Origin of the sequence: Cohnella hashimotonis, from assembly GCF_030014955.1 — a bacterium.
Taxonomy (GTDB): Bacteria; Bacillota; Bacilli; order Paenibacillales; family Paenibacillaceae; genus Cohnella; species Cohnella hashimotonis.
This window is the reverse complement of the sequence record NZ_JAGRPV010000001.1, coordinates 1,179,917-1,197,700: the sequence shown is the minus strand read 5'-3', so window position 1 is coordinate 1,197,700 and position 17,784 is coordinate 1,179,917. Positions and strand designations below refer to the sequence as shown.

Annotated in this window: 15 protein-coding genes; 3 read left to right on the top strand and 12 right to left on the bottom strand. The window is 59.6% G+C overall.

Annotated features, from left to right (window positions below):
• Window positions 1-74 precede the first annotated feature (74 nt).
• The 8 genes from KB449_RS04720 to KB449_RS04685 form a co-directional block, all read right to left on the bottom strand.
• Window positions 75-1,544 carry a sensor histidine kinase gene (locus KB449_RS04720; RefSeq protein WP_282907264.1) on the bottom strand — a complete coding sequence of 490 codons (1,470 nt, stop codon included), beginning with the start codon at window positions 1,542-1,544 and terminating at the stop codon, window positions 75-77.
• A complete protein-coding gene (locus tag KB449_RS04715) occupies window positions 1,534-2,232 on the bottom strand; it encodes a response regulator transcription factor (protein ID WP_282907263.1) in 699 nt (232 codons plus the stop codon). The genes KB449_RS04720 and KB449_RS04715 overlap by 11 nt, the downstream gene beginning before the upstream one ends.
• Before the next feature lie 153 nt (window positions 2,233-2,385).
• Window positions 2,386-4,410, bottom strand: coding sequence for a peptidoglycan D,D-transpeptidase FtsI family protein (locus KB449_RS04710; protein ID WP_282907262.1), 2,025 nt, complete (start codon window positions 4,408-4,410; stop codon window positions 2,386-2,388).
• 569 nt (window positions 4,411-4,979) lie between these two features.
• A complete protein-coding gene (locus KB449_RS04705; RefSeq protein ID WP_282907261.1) occupies window positions 4,980-6,101 on the bottom strand; it encodes a transglutaminase domain-containing protein in 1,122 nt (373 codons plus the stop codon).
• Window positions 6,098-6,544, bottom strand: a complete 447-nt coding sequence (locus tag KB449_RS04700) for a hypothetical protein (RefSeq protein WP_282907260.1) — start codon at window positions 6,542-6,544, stop codon at window positions 6,098-6,100. The genes KB449_RS04705 and KB449_RS04700 overlap by 4 nt, the downstream gene beginning before the upstream one ends.
• A gap of 72 nt (window positions 6,545-6,616) precedes the next feature.
• Window positions 6,617-8,233, bottom strand: coding sequence for a hypothetical protein (locus KB449_RS04695; protein WP_282907259.1), 1,617 nt, complete (start codon window positions 8,231-8,233; stop codon window positions 6,617-6,619).
• The gene (locus tag KB449_RS04690; protein WP_282907258.1) at window positions 8,230-8,976 is read right to left on the bottom strand and encodes an ABC transporter ATP-binding protein; all 747 of its coding nucleotides are present in this window, start codon (window positions 8,974-8,976) and stop codon (window positions 8,230-8,232) included. The genes KB449_RS04695 and KB449_RS04690 overlap by 4 nt, the downstream gene beginning before the upstream one ends.
• A gap of 5 nt (window positions 8,977-8,981) precedes the next feature.
• The gene (locus tag KB449_RS04685; protein WP_282907257.1) at window positions 8,982-9,365 is read right to left on the bottom strand and encodes a GntR family transcriptional regulator; all 384 of its coding nucleotides are present in this window, start codon (window positions 9,363-9,365) and stop codon (window positions 8,982-8,984) included.
• 195 nt (window positions 9,366-9,560) lie between these two features.
• Here KB449_RS04685 and KB449_RS04680 point away from each other — a divergent pair, with 195 nt between their 5' ends.
• Complete coding sequence (locus KB449_RS04680; protein ID WP_282907256.1) at window positions 9,561-10,820, top strand: MFS transporter; 1,260 nt, start codon at window positions 9,561-9,563, stop codon at window positions 10,818-10,820.
• A gap of 194 nt (window positions 10,821-11,014) precedes the next feature.
• On the opposite strand, the gene KB449_RS04675 is transcribed toward KB449_RS04680, so the two are convergent.
• Window positions 11,015-12,931, bottom strand: a complete 1,917-nt coding sequence (locus KB449_RS04675; protein ID WP_282907255.1) for an ABC transporter ATP-binding protein — start codon at window positions 12,929-12,931, stop codon at window positions 11,015-11,017.
• A complete protein-coding gene (locus tag KB449_RS04670) occupies window positions 12,909-14,672 on the bottom strand; it encodes an ABC transporter ATP-binding protein (protein ID WP_282907254.1) in 1,764 nt (587 codons plus the stop codon). Before KB449_RS04670 ends, KB449_RS04675 begins: the two co-directional genes overlap by 23 nt.
• A 193-nt stretch (window positions 14,673-14,865) precedes the next feature.
• On the opposite strand from KB449_RS04670, the gene KB449_RS04665 reads away from it, so the two are divergent.
• Entirely contained in the window at window positions 14,866-15,225 is a 360-nt protein-coding gene (locus KB449_RS04665) for a DNA primase (protein WP_282907253.1), read from the top strand.
• A 98-nt stretch (window positions 15,226-15,323) separates the two neighbouring features.
• Here the strand turns inward: KB449_RS04665 and KB449_RS04660 are convergent, their stop codons facing one another.
• Together KB449_RS04660 and cyoE are read right to left on the bottom strand one after the other, a co-directional pair.
• The gene (locus KB449_RS04660) at window positions 15,324-16,046 is read right to left on the bottom strand and encodes an SCO family protein (RefSeq protein ID WP_282907252.1); all 723 of its coding nucleotides are present in this window, start codon (window positions 16,044-16,046) and stop codon (window positions 15,324-15,326) included.
• Between the two features lie 7 nt (window positions 16,047-16,053).
• The gene (gene cyoE / locus KB449_RS04655; protein ID WP_282907251.1) at window positions 16,054-16,923 is read right to left on the bottom strand and encodes a heme o synthase; all 870 of its coding nucleotides are present in this window, start codon (window positions 16,921-16,923) and stop codon (window positions 16,054-16,056) included.
• Window positions 16,924-17,296: 373 nt separating this feature from the next.
• On the opposite strand from cyoE, the gene gerQ reads away from it, so the two are divergent.
• A complete protein-coding gene (gene gerQ, locus KB449_RS04650) occupies window positions 17,297-17,779 on the top strand; it encodes a spore coat protein GerQ (RefSeq protein WP_282907250.1) in 483 nt (160 codons plus the stop codon).
• Window positions 17,780-17,784: the final 5 nt, after the last annotated feature.

Here is a 17,784-nt window from a genome sequence, read left to right as displayed (position 1 = left end):
TAACAGCCGAATGTTGATAAAGTACGACCGAATGTTTCGAAAATGTAAACAAACATATCGAATTTACGCCACAATTACGAGGATTCTCCGCCGCTCCACGCCGGATACGCGACGCTGAACGTCGTCCCCTCCGCATCCGACCGCAGGAGCGCGATGGAGCCGCCTTGCATTTCCGCATACTTTTTAGCCAACGCAAGTCCCAGGCCGGCGCCGCCGTTTTCCCGCGACCGGTTCTTATCCACCGTATAAAAAGGCTCGAAAATTTTGTGCACGACCGCTTGCGGAATGCCGATGCCCGTATCGGCAATCTCGATGACGACTTGACCGGCCCGCTCCGCGCAGCTGACGCTGATGCTGCCTTTGGCCTTGTTATACTTGATCGCGTTGTCCAGCAGATTCATCAGCACAATCGTCAAGCTGTCGCGGTCCGCGTCCGCGCTGGCTTCCGACAGGTTCGTCTCCAGACGGAGGCCGAACTTCTCCATCTTGCCCTGCAGACTGCCGAGCACCGACTCGGTCGTCTGACGCACATCCACCTTTTCCTTGGAAAATTCAAAATCGTATTTCTCCAGCGCGGATAGCCTCAGCACCTTCTCGACCATTTCGTACAAGCGTTGCGTGTCGCCGGCGATGTTCGTCTTGGCCGTCTGCAGCAGCTCCTCGTCGTCCGGATACATATCCATGAGATCGAGATAGGCTTTAATCGAAGTTAAGGGCGTTTTGAATTCATGCGTGACATTGCCGATAAACTCCTTCTGCTGTTGATCCAGCTGGGACAGCTTGTCGACCGCCAGCTTCAGCTTTTCCCGCTCGTCGTCCTTGTCCCGGATCGTCTGCCTGATGCGCTCGCTCATCATGCGAATGCCTTCGCCAAGCTCGCCGATCTCGTCCCTGCGCTTCACGCCGGCCGTCTCGTAGCTGCCTTCCCTGATCCGGTTCACCGTCCGATTCAGCTTGATAATGCTGCCGGAGAGCGCGTTAAAATAAAAATAAGCCAAAATAAAGCTGAGCAAAAACGTACCGGCGCCGATATATACGAAAAGCTGCCTGATCTCGTGGTAAAAAACGTCGTTCGCAGCCAGGTCGTAATAAAACTGCACGACGCCTACCTGCTCGTTGGCGACTTTCAAGGGAGAAAGGTAGTAAAGAGAATCACCTTCGACCAGGTAAGCCGTTTTTTGCTGAAGGGCATAAGTCAACGTCTGGCCGATGCCCGCAGACAAGGCGCCGGATTTGTTTTTATAGATAGCCTTCCCGTCGGCGTCGTACAATTCGATCGCCTGACCGCTGATCATTTCCAGCTGCTTGCCGAATTCCGCTCCCTTGGAAGCGAGGTAAGTCTCGGGTACTTTGTTCAACTGGGCCGTCAGCGACTGGCGCAAGTACGTATTCGCCGTCGCAGCCTGCTGGGCCAAGAACTGCTCGACCTGCACCCGCTGATTTTTCTGAATGCCCTGGAGCACGAGCAGACTCAGCACGATAACCGTCAACAGCAGAAGCGCGGCCAAAAAAGCGCTTGTCTTGAGCTTGATGCTAATTCTCAACGCGCCCGCCTCCCGCGGCTTTATAACCGATCCCGTGCACGGTCTGAATAACCTCGCTGTACGGCTCGCCCAGTTTTTTTCTCAGCCGCTGCACATGGATATCAACGGTCCTCGTACCTCCTGCAAAATCCATACCCCACACCAGGTCCAGCAGCTGCTCCCTTGTGTATACCAGGCCGGGCCGTGCTGCCAGCTGCGCCAGCAGGTCGAACTCCTTGGGCGTCAGGTCAAGCTGTCTCCCACCCGCCTCCGCCCGCCTTTTGCCGATATGCAGCGAGACGCCTTCCAACTCGATCTCGGCCGCTTCCTCTTTACCCCCGGCCGCCTGCATTCTCCGCAGCAGCGACCGGAGACGCGCCAGCAGCTCCCGCATATCGAACGGCTTGGTCATATAATCGTCGGCGCCAAGCTCCAGCCCGAGAATTTTGTTGACGATATCCTCCTTGGCCGTCAGCATAATGACGCCGATACGTCCTTTGTTCTGCAGCTTCTTGAGAATGTCATAACCGTCCATGCCCGGCAGCATTACGTCCAGGACAATGGCTTCCGGCTGGTAGACGCTCAGTCTCGCCAACGCCTTGCCGCCGTCGTAGACCGTCTCGACCTCATAGCCTTCACGCTTCAAGGCGTAGGCGATGGCGTCGGCAATTTTCCGCTCGTCTTCGATCACCATCACTTTTTCGTGCATGGGCGGGTCCTCCGTTATTAAAAGATAAGGATAAATTCCCCAATTTCCTTTCATTTAAAAAAGCCCCGCCCGCAGATCGGCTCTCGCGGGAGAACACGGTCGTGCAGACGGAGCAATAATCGATACTTCTAATCACTCTGGTTCATTTGTTTCTCACTGCCCTGCTGACGTGTTCGTCGCGGACTTCGCAGGTCCCGCATCCGTCAAGCCGACCGCTGCATCGTAAGCGTCGAAAATCTTGCGCGCGATCGGCGCCGCGCCCCAGCCGCCGTAGCCGCCCTCAGGGACGACGACCGCAACCGCGAGCTTGGGATCGTTGGCAGGCGCGTAGGCGATGAACACCGCGTTCTCGACGCGTCCGCCGCCGACGTCCTGCTCCGACGTACCGGTCTTGCGCCGAAACGAGTACTTGAAGTCCTCGAAGCCCTGCACCTTGACCTGCGACATGCCGCTCTCGATCGTCTGCCAGTAGCTCTTCGGAAATTCGATCTTATTGAGCACTTCAGCCTCGTAGTCTTGCACGACGTTGCCGTCCGTATCTTCGATGCGGTCGACGAATTGCGGTTTGAGTCGCGTGCCGCGGCTCGCGAGGGTCGTCGCGTACTGCGCCAGCTGCAGCGCCGTATAACGGCCCTGTTGGCCGAACGAGGAATAGATGAGCGCGGACTGCGCGCTGCCCCGCTTGGACTCGATATAATAGTTGACCGATCCTTTGGATTCGCCCGGCAGTCCGCTCTCCGTCTTGACGCCGAGACCGAACTCCTTCATATAACTGTCCCAGACGTCCAGTCCTTTGGTTCCATCGCGCAAATAAAGCGCATTGCCGACCATTTTGGCCATGTAGGCGTTGGACGAGTGGGCGATCGCCGACGACGGCGTCAGCGTGCCGTTGGCGGCGCTGCCCGCGTTGCGGACCTTCGTCTTGTGGCCTTCGGCGCCGAACTCGAAGTAGCCCGGATCGGACATCGGGGAGCCGGTATTGATCAAACCTTCGTTCAGGCCGAGCAAGATGGTGAGCGGCTTCTGCGTAGACCCCAGGTTGACGAGCGAGGACGGGTGCTTCTTGCGTTCCTTCTCGTCTTCGTATGGCGCTTGAACCTCGCGGATCGCGCCGTTGCTTAGGTAAAACTGAAACTGCTCGTAATTTTTCGCGCTGATGCCGCCCTGCCATACGTTCGCGTCGTAATTGGGCATACTCGCCATCGCGACGACCTTGCCCGTCTTGACCTCCATCGCCACCGCGTATCCGGTCTTGGCGTTCGGCGCGCGCTCCTGCTTGTTGTTTGACGTGCGAATTTTTTGCAGATGCTCGGTAATCGCGTTCTGGGTGGCCAGCTGGACATCCTTGTTAATCGTCAGATACAGGTTGTCTCCCTTAACCGGCTTGGTCAGCTCCATAGGACCGATAATCTGGCTCTGGTTGTTGACCGGATAAGTTTTCAGCCCGTTGCGGCCGCGCAGCTCGGACTGATACATGAGCTCGAGACCGTCGAATCCGACGTCCTCCGTGTCCAGGTATTTAAGCGTAGGGTCGTCTTGATCCTTGTTGATATTTTTGTAAAAATCCAGCGAGGTCGCGCCCGACAGCTGCTTCATATAGCCGACGAGCTGCGTCGCGACGCGCTCCGTGCTGTATTGGCGGATGCTTTCCTCGACGATATCAATGCCCTTGAACTCGTCGCGGTGCTCGCTGAAGTAGGCGATCTCTTCCTTCGTCAGCCCCGACTTGATCCGGCGCTGCTGAAACGGATAATGGACTTTGCCCTCGAAGTCCATATCGTCGTAAATCTCGGACGCCGTGAGCGGTTCCTTCGTCTTATCGCCGTACTGCTTGAACACCGCCTCAATGTTTGCGGCCAGCGCGAGACCTGCCGCCTTCTTGGTGCCCGGCTCCAGCGTGAAGTAAAGCGACTGCGTCGACGTGGAATACGCGATCGGAAACCCCGTCGAATCGTAAATGTTGCCGCGGATCGGCGGAATCGACACGTCCTTGGTCGCCATCTGATGCTCTTGCTCTTTCAGGCTGGGACCTTCTACGAATTGCAGATAAGCAAGACGAATAATCAAAACGGAAAACAATCCGAAAACGGTAAAAAAGAAAAAGTTCAGACGAATGCTGAAGTGACGGCGGTTGCGTATCCCTCTCCGCTCCGCCTCTTCCGTCAGCTTGTCGCTCATAAGTCAGTTCCTCCTGTAAAGGCTTGGCCCGCAAGCGAGCCATCTTGCCGAAGCGGCCGTGCTTTGGGCCACTGTCTGAATGGCGGCGCTGCGATAGCGGCAATGCCTATCGGCGCAGAACAAAAGTTACCTGGCGCAATAGCGGCACGGTTTGCCGCTATTGGCTGCATAACCCACACTTCCGGCGCATAGCGGCACGGTTTGCCGCTATCGGCTGCATAACCCACACTTCGCGGCGCTTAGCGGCACGGTTTGCCGCTATCGGCTGCATACCCCACAATTTCCGGCGCTTAGCGGCACGATTTGCCGCTATCGGCTGCATAACCCACACTTCCGGCGCATAGCGGCACGGTTTGCCGCTATCAGCCGCATAACCCACACTTCGCGGCGCTTAGCGGCACGGTTTGCCGCTATCGCTTTCACCGCACACGTTGTCAGATGGAATTACGGCATCGTTTGCCGCTATCGGCCCAAAACAAGTGCTGCTTGACACTATAGCGGCAGTCTTTGCCGCTATAGGCGCTGAACCCATGTTATCTGCCATTAGCGGCACTTTTTCCTGCGCCCGCCTACGCCGAGCGAATGTGCGTGTCGTCGAAACGCGGCGGGTTGAACCAGTCCCCCGTCTTCGCCCACGTCGAATCGAGCGGAATCCACTCGCCCCGGTCGCCGAGCAGCACCTCGTTCCAGGCATGCGGGCCGTAGCCGCCCTGCCCGTTGTAGCCCTGGCCGGTCACGACGCGCACGTTGAGACCGACCGAACGCGCCATCGCCGCGTACAATCGAGCATAGTCGATGCACACGCCCTCGCGCGTGCGGAACGTATCCTCCGGCGACTGCTCGCGCCACTCCCCGCGCTGCTCGTACGCCTCGGCTTTTCCGTTGTCGTAGGCGACGCGCGTGCCGACCCAATCGTACAGCGCCCTCGCCTTCGCCTCGTCGCCGTCGGATTGCGCCGTCACTTCCTTCGCCGCGCTCACGATATCCGTCGGCAGGTCGGCGTCGATGATGTCGTAGCGCTTCTGCCATAGCTTATCCATCTCGCCCTGCATCGAAGCGGCGAGCACCGGCAGCCGCTCGGTCAGCAAGTCGCCGGCAGCAGGCCGGATAATCTGCGCAGCCGCCTCGCGATAAAGCGCGGACTGCTCGATATACTGGGCGAAAACGCTCTGCGGCGACAGCGCGCAATAAGCGAACAGGACGGCGGTCACGAGGATCGCCCGTCCGCCGCCCAGCGCCGCGCCGATGAGGCCACCGACGGTCCGGCTGACCGGCCCGCCGCCCGGTACAAGAACAAAAGGCGCGGCGCCCACGCGAATGAGCAGCGAGGAGACCGTGCCAAGCACATACCGGAGCAGCAAGTAGGCGATCAAGAACAAAACGGCAAAACGCAGCAGCGGGAGATCCCGCACGCCTGAATAGGCGGTGTAGCCAAGCTGGCGCCACGTCGACGCGTCCGCGGCGGGCTGCGCCCATTCGCGATCCGCGAGCCAGCGCTGGACCGCGGGCGACGCCGCCGACGCGCACCAGGCGGCGGCTCCCATCGCGAGCAGCGTCAAGATCGCGCCGGACAGAAACAGAAACAACTGCTTGGCGGAGCCTTTGGCGCCCCGCCTCATGCCTTGGAGCAGGGACACCGCTACGAGCGCGAGCAGCGCGATAGTGACGAAGTTCCCGTCCAGCCAACTCATTTCGATGCTTGCAGCGCCGTCGTCACGAAGTCGCGAACGGGCCCTTCCATTTTCCACGTGCCCAGCGATACGCTCCGGAACTTCACGTCCACCTCGCCGGAGTTGGGGGTGCCCGTCAATTCCAGATTCGGAGATTTGACGAGATAGGTGCCGTCCGGGTTCAACGTATAAGTCGCTTTTTTGGCCTCGTCGGCCATCGCCTTGGCTGCCTCGTCCTTGACGGCGGACGTAGCGGTCTCCACGACCTGCCCGCCGATCTCCTTCAGATCGTTCACCGTATAGCCGCCATAAACGACAACACCCACGATGATCGCAGCGGCCAGCACCCACTTTAACACGGTTTTGACCACGTTCAATATGACCAGCAGCGCGACGACCGCGATCAGGATCAACACCCAATGATCGGTGACGAACTGCTTCCAGGCCTCGGGTTCGAAGCTCATAGGATCTCCTCCATAGCTATAAATCTGTACTCTATTATACTTTACAGATTTGCCCCGCGTAAAACCCCGGACTTAGGACCGGAATTTGAACGCTTGCTCGCCCCGCCGGCGCTGGCGGTCTTCGATCGTATTGTAGACGTAAAGATGGGTCCACTTGGCACCGATCCGGATCGCCAGCGGGACGACGGCCAGCATCAGCGCAGCCCCCGCGCCCAACCGAATCCAATAAATGAGACCGATCCTTGCGGCCAGCAGCGTCTCCGGAACGGCCCAGAGCATCAATGTCCCCGGCAAAAAATAGATCGTAAGCCAAACAGGCATGTACAGCCATCCGAAAATAGAACTGCGCAGCGTGCTAGCCTGCACGAACGCAAGCGCGCTGACGATCAGCCCGCATAGTAAATAAGCGGTCAGTAAATAAAATATGCTCCCGATCCGATCGACATGCGAAAAGTAGGCAAGCCCCTCTCTTCCGCTCAGCGCGACGCCCGCGAACAAGATGGCCAGCAAGCCTCCCGCGGCTCGCAGCACGAACGCCCATAAGGCGATAAATCTGGCCAGCAGCAGGCGATGCCGCGGATATGGGAGCCCAAGCCACCACTCCAGCCTGCGCTTGTTCCCCTCGTGGGACATCTGAATCGTAATCGCCAGCAACGGAAAGATGCAAGGGATGACCAGCATTGCCCGCAGAGCGCTCAACAGACCCATGGGATCCCTGGCCCCGAAATAGCCGCCGACGCCTGCCAGCAGGAGGAACCCTGCGTAAATCAGCCGCACGGGCTTGATCGAAGACCAATAGGCATACCGCGAACGCTCCAGTGCGTATAGCGCGGAGAACCCGGTACCGACGCGCCCGCTCTTGACGGCGGCATCCTGCCGCCCCCGCTTCCCGCCCATGCCCGCGAAGCTGCCAGGGCGATGACGGGCGAGATCGCGCATTCCATAATGGACTGCGAGCCATAAGCAGGCGCGATAGGCCAGCGCGGCAAGCATAAGGCCGACGATCGCGTACAAGACGACAGGACCGGCGCCCAGGTATGGCGTCGCGTCCGTTTGGAGATTGGAGACGAGTCCGAACAAGCTGAACGGCAGGATCAATATCGCGATCCATGGAATGAGGAGCCATCTTCGCCAGCCGTAATACATACCGAGCAAGCTGTACCCGGCGAATGTGCCAATCGGAACGAGCGCGGCATACAACAGCGCGTGAGCGAGCGCGAGGCTTGCGAATTCGTCTCCGGCGAGCGTCGTCCCGGCCTCCGCTTGTCCCGCGAATCCGACAGCGCCGTGGCCTAAGCATACGAGCCAAATGCCGGCAGCCGAGACGTACTGAATTCCGCAAGCGGCAATCAGCTTGGCCTTGACCAGACTGTGCCGCGAGACGGGCACACTTAGCCACCATTCTCGAAATCCGTTTTCCCATACCGTCATGGCCATGCCGCCCCCCGTGTATAACGAGATCAGCAAGACAAGCAGCGCGCCAAGCGCGAAGACCGATTCGGCCGAAAAACCGTCTCCGAAAAAAAGGAGCGAAGCGACGAGCAGCGCGGCCAGGGCCAATGCCCAGTAAGCCAGCGATGCGGCGTCCCTCGGCAGCATCGAACGATAAGCCCGCCATTCGAGCGTCAGCAGCGTAACTTCTTGCGGCTCCGGAAGGAACCGATTGCGGATCCGATCGCGCGCGCTCATGCGAACACGTCCCGATAACACGATTCGACAGAGCGTCCGCCGGCACGGAGCGCCTCCACGTCATGGCAGCCGAGCATGCGCCCTTCGCCGATGAGCACGATCCGGTCAAAAAGGTTTTCCATCTCGCGGATATCGTGCGTAGCGATCAGGAATGTGCGCTCTCCGTCCGCCAACTCTCCGACCACCGCCTGGGCGATCGACTCGCGCGAGACCATGTCGACGCCCGCGAACGGCTCGTCGAGAATAATGATCGGGGCCTGCCGCGACAGGCAGGTGAGCAGTTGAAGCCGCGCTTCCTGGCCGCGGGACATCGCTCCGATCCGCTGACCGCGATTCACGTCCAGCTTCACGGCCAGATCCTCCATCCGCGCTTGACTCCAATCCGGATAAAGCCCGGCCGCGAGCCGCAGCCACTCTCCCGCGCCGAGATACGGCGGCAGCTGTCCCCGGTCCGGCAGGAAAGACAGGACGCCGAGCCGCTCGGGCCCGGCAGGGGCGCCGAAAAGCTCCGCCCGCCCACTGTCCGGCGGGAACATGCCCGTCAGAATTCGCATGAGCGACGACTTGCCCGCGCCGTTCGGACCGAGCAGTCCTGCCAGGCTGCCAGCCGGTATCTCGAAGGATACGCCGTCGAGCACGATTTTCTTTTTCACGCGAAGCGATACATCCACGCAGCGAATGGCCGGCGCCTTGGCTCCGGCGGGCACAGAGAACTTCGACTCCGAATAACGCGTATCCGTCATGAAGATCACTCCTTTTCACGGGCTAACGCCAATAATTGATCGAGAGTCAATCCGATCGAGCGGGCCGTCTCCTCGAGCCTCGCGACTGCTTCCCGAGCCAGCTCTCTGCGCGAGATCCCTATCGCCGCTTCATCCTCCGTCACGAACGTCCCCTGCCCCCTGTAAGTCACGATTAATCCCGGGCGCTCCAGCTCCTGGTACGTCTTCATGATTGTCGTCGGATTGACGCGCAGGCTGGACGCCGCCTCGCGGACGGATGGCAGACGCGTACCGGGCTCGAGCTCGCCTCTGGCGATCATCGCGCGTATCTGCTCCACGAACTGTTCGTACAGCGGTCTGGAGGGATCGAGTCGGAAATCCTCCGGCTTCCATAGGCGGATCGGCGGCATGGTCACACCCCGCTTCCATTGTATGAAGTGTTTGGTTACACACCATACACTTTGAGCATAGTGTACCACGCACCGCCATACACTTCAAGTCACGCTTTCCCGCGAAAAGGTCATATCCTCGTCCCACTGGGCGTACAAGTAGAAATAACGTTTAAGACGCCCGTCCTGCGTCTTTGCAAATGGAGGCGAACGCCGGTGAGAATGGCCGTATGGCTGTATTTGTTTCTATTCGTCGCGTTCTTCGATCTTCACGCCCAGTACCCGATGCTCACGCCGTTCGCCGTATCGCTTGGCGCAGCGCCCTCGTTCATCGGACTGGTGATGGGGATGTACTCGCTCACGCACCTGCCGGGCAATCTGCTCGCCGGCTACGGCGTGGACCGGTACGGAAGCCGATTTTTTATCTCGGCCAGCCTCGTCGGCGCCGGCGTGCTGCTCCTGCTGCAATCCAGGGTCACCGATCCCTGGCATCTGCTCTACGTCCGCTCAGTGAGCGGCTTCGTGCTCGCTTTCTTGTCCCCGGCATGCCTGTCGCTGCTGGCGAAGCTTACGAGGGACCATATTAAGCGCGGCAAACTGATGGCAGGCAACGGGCTCGTCCATACGATCGCATCCGTCGTGTCTCCCGCCGCAGGCGCCTATCTCGCAGCCAAGGTCGGCTTCGCCCAGTCGTTCGCGCTTCTTGGTTGGGGGCTGCTCGCGACCGGCTTGCTGTCGCTTTGGTTCGTGCGGGATCCGAAGCGAGACGCAGATGCAGACGTGCCTACGGCTGACGCGACTGCCGATGGCGCAGCTGCGGTCGCAAGCGAAGCCGCGCTGGCGGAGCAGGCTTCGGTCGGCGCGCCTGTGCCGGCCGAAGAAGCGGAAGGGGCCTCGCCCGGGGCTGCGCCGCGCAGGTTTCCCTGGGCGGTATTCTTGTTGCCCGTGGCCATGGCATTCGCGCAAGGCATCCTATCCTTCGAGCTGCCGCTGAGGGCGATCTCCGCAGAGGACGGCGGCGTCCTGAAGACGGGCATCCTTTTTTCCGTCGTCAGCCTTGGCGCGCTTGCCACGCTTGGCCTGCTGTTTTTGCAGCGGTACCTGCCCTATTCGCGCTGCATCATCGGCGTGCTGCTGCTCGCGCTCGCTTATTACGGGCTTGCCTCGGATTGGCCGGTTCCCATGATGGCGCTCCTGTTCGTCGTCGGCATGGCCAAAGGCGTCGTATTTCCGGCAATGACATCGTTCCTGCTGCAGCTCAGCGGACCCGCGCGGTACGGCCGGACATTTTCGATGATGGCGATCGCCTCTTCCATCGGCGCCTTCCTCGGCCCGGTGGCGGCGGGCGCCTTCCGCGGACATTTGTCGCCTTTTTTCCTGTCCTTCGCCATTCTCATGATCGCGCTGCTCGCGCTGGCTCCAAAGCCTGCCTACCGAGAAGGCTGGCATCCGCAGCCTGCGGTGCCTCACGCTTGAAGCCGAAAAACCGACTGCCGCATCCGATACGGGTGCGGCAGTCGGTTTGAGTAGGGGCGCGACCGCGATATAGCGATGTGCCGCATCTTTATTTCACATCATACGGGGCGCGACCTCGATATAGCGATGTGCCGCATCCTTATTCTCCTCCGTCTGCGCCAGCCTGCCATCAGACATCATCCATCGCACGCCGTTTACCCCGTCCCCCGCTCCTCCTTGCCCTGCGAATGCAAATATAACTCTTCGTAGTACCCATGCTGCTCAAGCAGCTCCGCGTGACTGCCCGATTCTACGATCCGGCCGCCGCTCATGACGATGATGCGGTTCGCCCGCATGACCGTCGACAGCCGATGCGCGATGACGAGCGTGGTCCGCTCCCGCGACACGACACGCAGCGCGCGCTGGATCAGGTGCTCGGTGTACGAATCCAGGTTCGCCGTCGCTTCGTCGAGGATGAGGATCTTCGGCTTGAACACGATGATCCGCGCAAACGAGATCATCTGCCGCTCGCCCGCGGACAGCCCGCTCCCGCGCTCCGACAGCATCGTGTCGTAGCCGTCCTTGAGCCTGCCGATCAGATCGTCCGCGCCGACGAACCGGCAAGCGCGGATGACTTCCTCGCGCTCGATCTCCTCGTCGAACATGCGGATGTTGTCGACGATGCTGCCCGAATACAAGTACGGCTCCTGCTGCACGAGCCCGACCAGCCGGTGCAGCGACGATTGCGGGAGCGCCCGGATGTCCGTGCCGTCGATGCGAATGTCGCCTTCCCACACGTCATAGAAGCGGCACAACAGACTGATGAGCGAACTCTTGCCCGCGCCGGTCGTACCGACGATGCCGATCATCTCGCCGGGCGCGATGTGCAGATCGAGATCGTGAAGGACGGGCGTGCCCGTTTGATAGCCGAACCTGACATGATTAAAGTCGATTCGCCCGGTCACCTGATCGTGCGCCAGCGCCCGCGCCTCCTCCGCATCCTCGATCTCCGGCTTGACGGCGAACAGACTCCAGATTCGGCCGACGGAGACGGTAGTCGACTGCAGCGTGTTCCACTGCGACGTAATCGTACTGATCGGTTGGAAAAACTGGCGGATATACGTGATAAACGCGTACAGCACGCCAAACTCGATCGCGCTGTTAAATACCGCCACGCCGCCCAGCCAGGTCACAAGCGCGATGGACAGGCTGCCCAGGATGTCGAACGACCGGTTGAACAGCACGTTGGTGCGAATCTCGCGCAAATTGGCCCGCAGGTACGTCCGATTGTTGTCGGTAAACCGATTCTGCTGCTCCCTCTCCTGGTGGAACGCCTGGATGAGGTTCATCCCCGCCAGATTTTCCGCCGCGAAGGCGATCAGACGCGACAGCGCCGCACGGGAGATCTGATACGTTTTTCTCATATAAGTCCGGAAGCCGATCGCGATACACGCGATGACGGGCAGCAGGATGAGACAATAGAGCGTGAGCGTGACGTCGAGCCGGAACATGATCGCGATAATAAAAATAAGCGTCAGTCCGTCGCGCACGAGAGAGAGCAGCACCTGCGAGAAAAACTGATTCAGCGTCTCCGTGTCGCTCGACACGTTCGTAATCAGGCTGCCTGCGGGCATTCGGTCAAAAAACGACATCGACTGCTTGCCGATATGCGCGAACAGATCCTTGCGGATGCGCCCTATGATGTTCTGCCCGAGATACTGCAGCAGATTGTTCTGCAAATACGTAAACAGGAAGCCGGACAGCGCAAGTCCCAGGTAGATCGCGCAGATCACGAGCAGCGTCCCGAAGTCGTCGCGTCCCTTCAAAATGTTGTCGTCGATGGCGATTTTGACGAGATACGGCTGTGCCAGATCGGCCGCAATGGCCAGTACCGTACAGCAGAAAACGAGTAGAAACGAAAACCGGTGCGGGCGAACGTAACCGAAAAAAGCGCGGAATGCGGCCTTCTGGTCTACAGGGGCCTTCCTGTCAGCGGGCAGCTTCCGGTCAGCGGGCGGTCTTTTATCTGCGGACTGGTCTGTGGAATGTCTCTGGTCTGTCGACTGTCTCTGGTCCGCAAACTGTCCCCGATCGGCAGACGGTCTCTTGTCAGCGGGCGGTCGGCTCTGCATCTTCGCGTCCTCCCTCCTCCTGAATGGCATGCAAGGTCGCGTACAAGCCCGTTTGCGCCAGCAGCTCCAGGTGCGTGCCACGCTGCACGATGCGTCCTTCGTCCATCACGACGATTTCGTCCGCATGCTTGAGCGCGCTGATCCGGTGCGCGATAATAATCGTCGTCTTGCCCTTGCGGGCCTTGCGGATGCCGTCGATGATCCGCTTCTCCGTGACCGCGTCGACGGCGCTGACGCTGTCGTCCATGATGAGCACCGGCGCGTCCTTGATCAGGCCGCGGGCGAGTCCGGTCCGCTGCCGCTGTCCGCCGGAGAGCGTGACGCCCCGTTCGCCCAATCTCGTGTCGAAGCTCTCCGGCAGCTCGGCGATCGAACCGTAGATCTGCGCCTGCTTGGCGGCTTTTTCGACCGTGGGCAGCGCCGTATCCCGTTTGTAAAAAGCGATATTGTCGCGAATCGTCGTGCTGAAAAGGAAACCTTCCTGAGGAACGTACGCGATCTGATCCCGCAGGCTCTCGAGCGTGAGATCCCGAATGTCCGCACCTGCGAGGCGGATCGTTCCCGGCGGCGGATCGTACGCGCGCAGCAGCAGCTTGACGAGCGTCGTCTTGCCGCTGCCCGTCTTGCCCAGGATGCCGAGCGTCCGGCCCGGAGGGATGTCGAGGCTGATATCGCGCAGCGAAGACCGCTCGGCGTCGGGATATGCGAAGCTGAGATGCCGGATGCTGACCGCAGCCTGATCGAGACTGCGATGGCGAGCCCCGTCCGACTCCCGGATATCCGGCTCAACCGCCATCAGGTCGCCGATCCGCTCCAGCGAAGCGCGCGAACGCTGCATCGTATTGATAACGTTGCCGATCTGCTGCAGTGGCGCGACCATCAGGCGGATATACAGCGTGAGCTCGACAAAGTTCCCCAGCGTGATCGTATGCCGGATCGTCAGATAGCCGCCGTAGGCGATCGTCACGATCATGGATAGCGCGCCAAGAAAAGGTATAATCGCCTGAAACAGCGAGGAGACGCGAACGAGCCGCAGCTGGCTGTCGCGAATACGATCGACCGCCTCCCCGAAGCGTCGGTTCATCGTCTCCTCGGCCGCGAATTTTTTGGTCACGCGAATACCGCCGAACTGTTCCTCAGCCGACTCGGTCATTTTGCCGAGTGAGTCCTGGACGCTTAGGGAACGCTTGCGGATGACCGGACCGAACCGCGTGACGATCCAGGGAATCAACAGCAGCGGCAGCACGCAGACGAATACGAGATACAGCGGGATGTCGCTGAGCGTCATCATGACGATCGCCGACAGGATCAGGATCGTCGCGTTGGTCGTCTGGTTGATGCCCATAGAGATCGATTCCCGGACGGCGGTCACGTCGTTCATCACGTAGCTGAGCAGCTTGCCCACGCCGTTCTTCGAATAAAAGCGCTCGCTCAGCGTGGTGAAGTGGGCGAATAGCTTTTTGCGCATGTCGAACTCGTACAATCTGCCCAGCCGCATGACGACATATTGGCCTGCCCCGGCCAACACGCCGAACGCGACGCCGACGGCCAGCAGCCGCAGGCTGTAGTCGACGATCGTCCCATGCGACAGGCTTCCCTGCTGCAGCCGGTCCGTGAAGCTTCCGAGCAGTCTCGGATAGTAAGATTGGATCGCATTGCCCGCCGCGATGAGCAGGATCGCGAAGCCGTATACATGCCATTTCGACTTGATATAATCCCTGAGCATTCGCTTGGGCTTCAACCTGCATCACTTCCCGGTGAGAGATGGTCCTTTCGTATAGGCCCTATTCTAAAACTTTTTGACAGCGGTCTCAAACACGTCTGTCCCACCCTACGCTTAGAATACCCGGTCCCTGTGGTACAATAAAACCAATACTGACGGCGGGAACCGATGCGGACACGGTTCTTCGCAGCACGAGGAGGCACCAGCGCGTTTGGACATCGCTATCATCGTCGAAGGCAAAAACGACCGAAGCCGGCTCGCGCGCGTTCTGGACCCGGAAGTGCCGATTCACTGCACGTTCGGCACGCTCAGCACGAGTCGCATCGAAGCGCTGCGCAAGGCAATCGGCCGCCGGCATGTGTACCTCTACATGGACAACGATTCTTCCGGCCGGCGCATCCGTGGCGTCCTCCGCGACGTCTTTCCCGATGCAGACCATATCTATACCAGACGTGGTTATGCCGGCGTAGAGGGCACGCCCGAAGAGTATTTGATTCAGCAATTGGAAAAAGCGGGGCTCGAAGACTTTATCCTGTATCCGCCCCCCGAGACGGACAAGTGGCGGGAATAGCCCATAGTGACAGCTTGCAGGCCATAACAGACAGCCTTGGCAAAAACAAAGCACCCCTCAGCGCCGCGAACGACGCGCTAAGGGGTGCCTTTTCGGTTTTATAACAGCTTTTTGACCTTTGCGTACACATCGTCGGCCGTCGCCGAATTCGGAACCTGCGAAGATTCGGGCAAGATCTGCTCGCGCATGCGTCCCTTCTTGTCGACGAGGACGATCAGGTTGGCGTGGGAGAAAAATCCGTCCGCATCTTTGACCGCAAGCAAGCCGTACTTGTACGCCAGATCCGCGGTCTCGGCTTCGTCGCCGCGCAAGAACTTCCAGCCTGTATAGTCGGCTTCGAACTTGTCCCCGAACTTGCGGAGCGCCTCGGGCGTATCGCGGACCGGGTCGATGGTGACCGAGACGATGTCGACGCTCTTGCCGAATTCGCCTTCGACCTGGAACTTCTTCTGCACCTGCGAGAGCATGAACGTCGTCGGCGGGCACACGTCCGGGCAGTTGGTGAAGAAGAAGTACACCAGGCGAACCTTGCCGTCGAGCGAGCTCATGCTGACGTCCTTGCCGTCGATATCCTGGTAAGTAAAGTCGGGTGCGGCACCAAGGTCGGGAAGCTTGTCCGCCTGCTGCTGACGGATCAGTAGCCAGGCGATCAGCACAAGCAGGAGCGCGAACAGCGCCAGCGAGAAACCGTAGCGCACATACCAAGGCTTCGCCGGCTTGACCTGAACGGTACCGTTCGGATTGACGTTCACGGCTCCCGGACCCGCGCCGGGCCGATCTTGATTCCCGGATACGCCGGGTCCTTCGAACTCTTGGGACATGATTAAGCTACACTCCGTTCGTATCGAGTATCATCACAAGAAACATAATCATCAGGTAATTGACGGAAAACAGAAAGTCCATTTTCGCCCACTTCTCGGTATCCTTCGCCACAAGTCCGGATATGGCGTGGATGAGCCAGGCACCGACGATGACGACCGACAGGACGAGATAATAAATGCCGACATAATCGTACGTATACAGCAAAATCGAAGCAACCAGCAGCAGCAGGATATACGGAATCATCTGCCACTTGGTGCGAAGAATGCCCTTCACGACCGGCAGTACGGGGAAGCCTGCGGCTCTGTACTCCTCCACGCGGCGGATCGTCAGCGACCAGAAGTGCGGCGGCTGCCAGAGGAACAGGAGCGCGAACAAAATCCATGCGCCTGCGTCCACTTCGCCGGTCACCGCGCAGTACCCGATCACGGGCGGCATCGCGCCGGAGATTCCGCCGATCGACGTACTCCAGGTGGAGGTGCGCTTCAGCCAGATCGTGTAGACGATGCCGTAAACAAACATGCCAAGCAGTCCCAGCCAGCCGCAGAGCGGATTGACGAGGAGAAAGAGCATTGCGATTCCAAGCACGCCCAGCACGATCGAATAGCCCAGAACGAAGCCTGGGGATAATCGTCCCTGCGGGAGCGCGCGATCGCTCGTGCGGGACATCTTGGTGTCGAAGTCCCGGTCCCAATAATTGTTGAAGACGCAAGCCGCGGCCATCGTCAGCGTGGTGCCGATCAGCATCCAGATCAGGTCCAGCCAGAAGTCCCAGCTCTGGACTTGCCACCTTGATGCGACCCAGAACCCGCCAAATGCCGCGACGAGGTTAAGACGAATGATGCGCGGCTTGGTCAGGGCCACAAGATCTTTGAACACGATGAGCCTCCTTCAAACATAAAAAGCCGCGAACGGCCGAAACGTTTATCTATTTCCTTCTATTAGATGATAACCAAATCTGCACACCTTGACAATGTTCGCGCGGGGCTGTTCATCAAATCGCCACCTGCGCGCCATCCGCCTGACATTCGTCCGCCCTCAAAGCGTCAAAAAGTACTGTCGCCTTCTGTCACACTTTGCCCAGGGGTGCAATACATTGTATGGAGACATTCGCCCAGGCGACCGGGCAGGAGAGAATTCGCAGCGGAACGCCGCGGTTCAAAACACAAGGATTCTACGTCCCGCTCCGGTCCGATTGCCCGCTCGTTTATTAACCCGCGCTAAGGCGCCCCTAATTAAAGGAGGATATCCATTGTACAATCGTATGGCTTGGCCCCAAGGCAGCATGCAGCAAATGCCCATGAACGCAACGACCGGCGTCCAGCCGAACATGGGCGCAATGCCCGCAATGCCTTCCGGCATGGTCTCCGTTCCGAACGGTACGATGCCGGCGAACATGATGCCGATGAATATGACTCCGCCGGCCGCGCTGCCGGTCACCACGTTCCTCCCGACCTCCGGCCGCGAGGAATCCTACGTCGAGAATATCCTGCGGATGAACCTCGGCAAAGTGGCCACTCTTTACATGACTTACGAGAACAACAGCGAGTGGAACGCCAAAATCTTCAAGGGCGTACTCGAGGCTGCAGGGCGCGATCATATCATCATCAGCGACCCCGCGACCGGCATGCGCTACCTGCTGCTCACGCTGAACCTCGATTACATTACGTTCGACGAACCGCTTAATTATAATTTGCCCTTCGGCACTGCGGGCAATCCGGTCACCCGCCGTTAATCTTC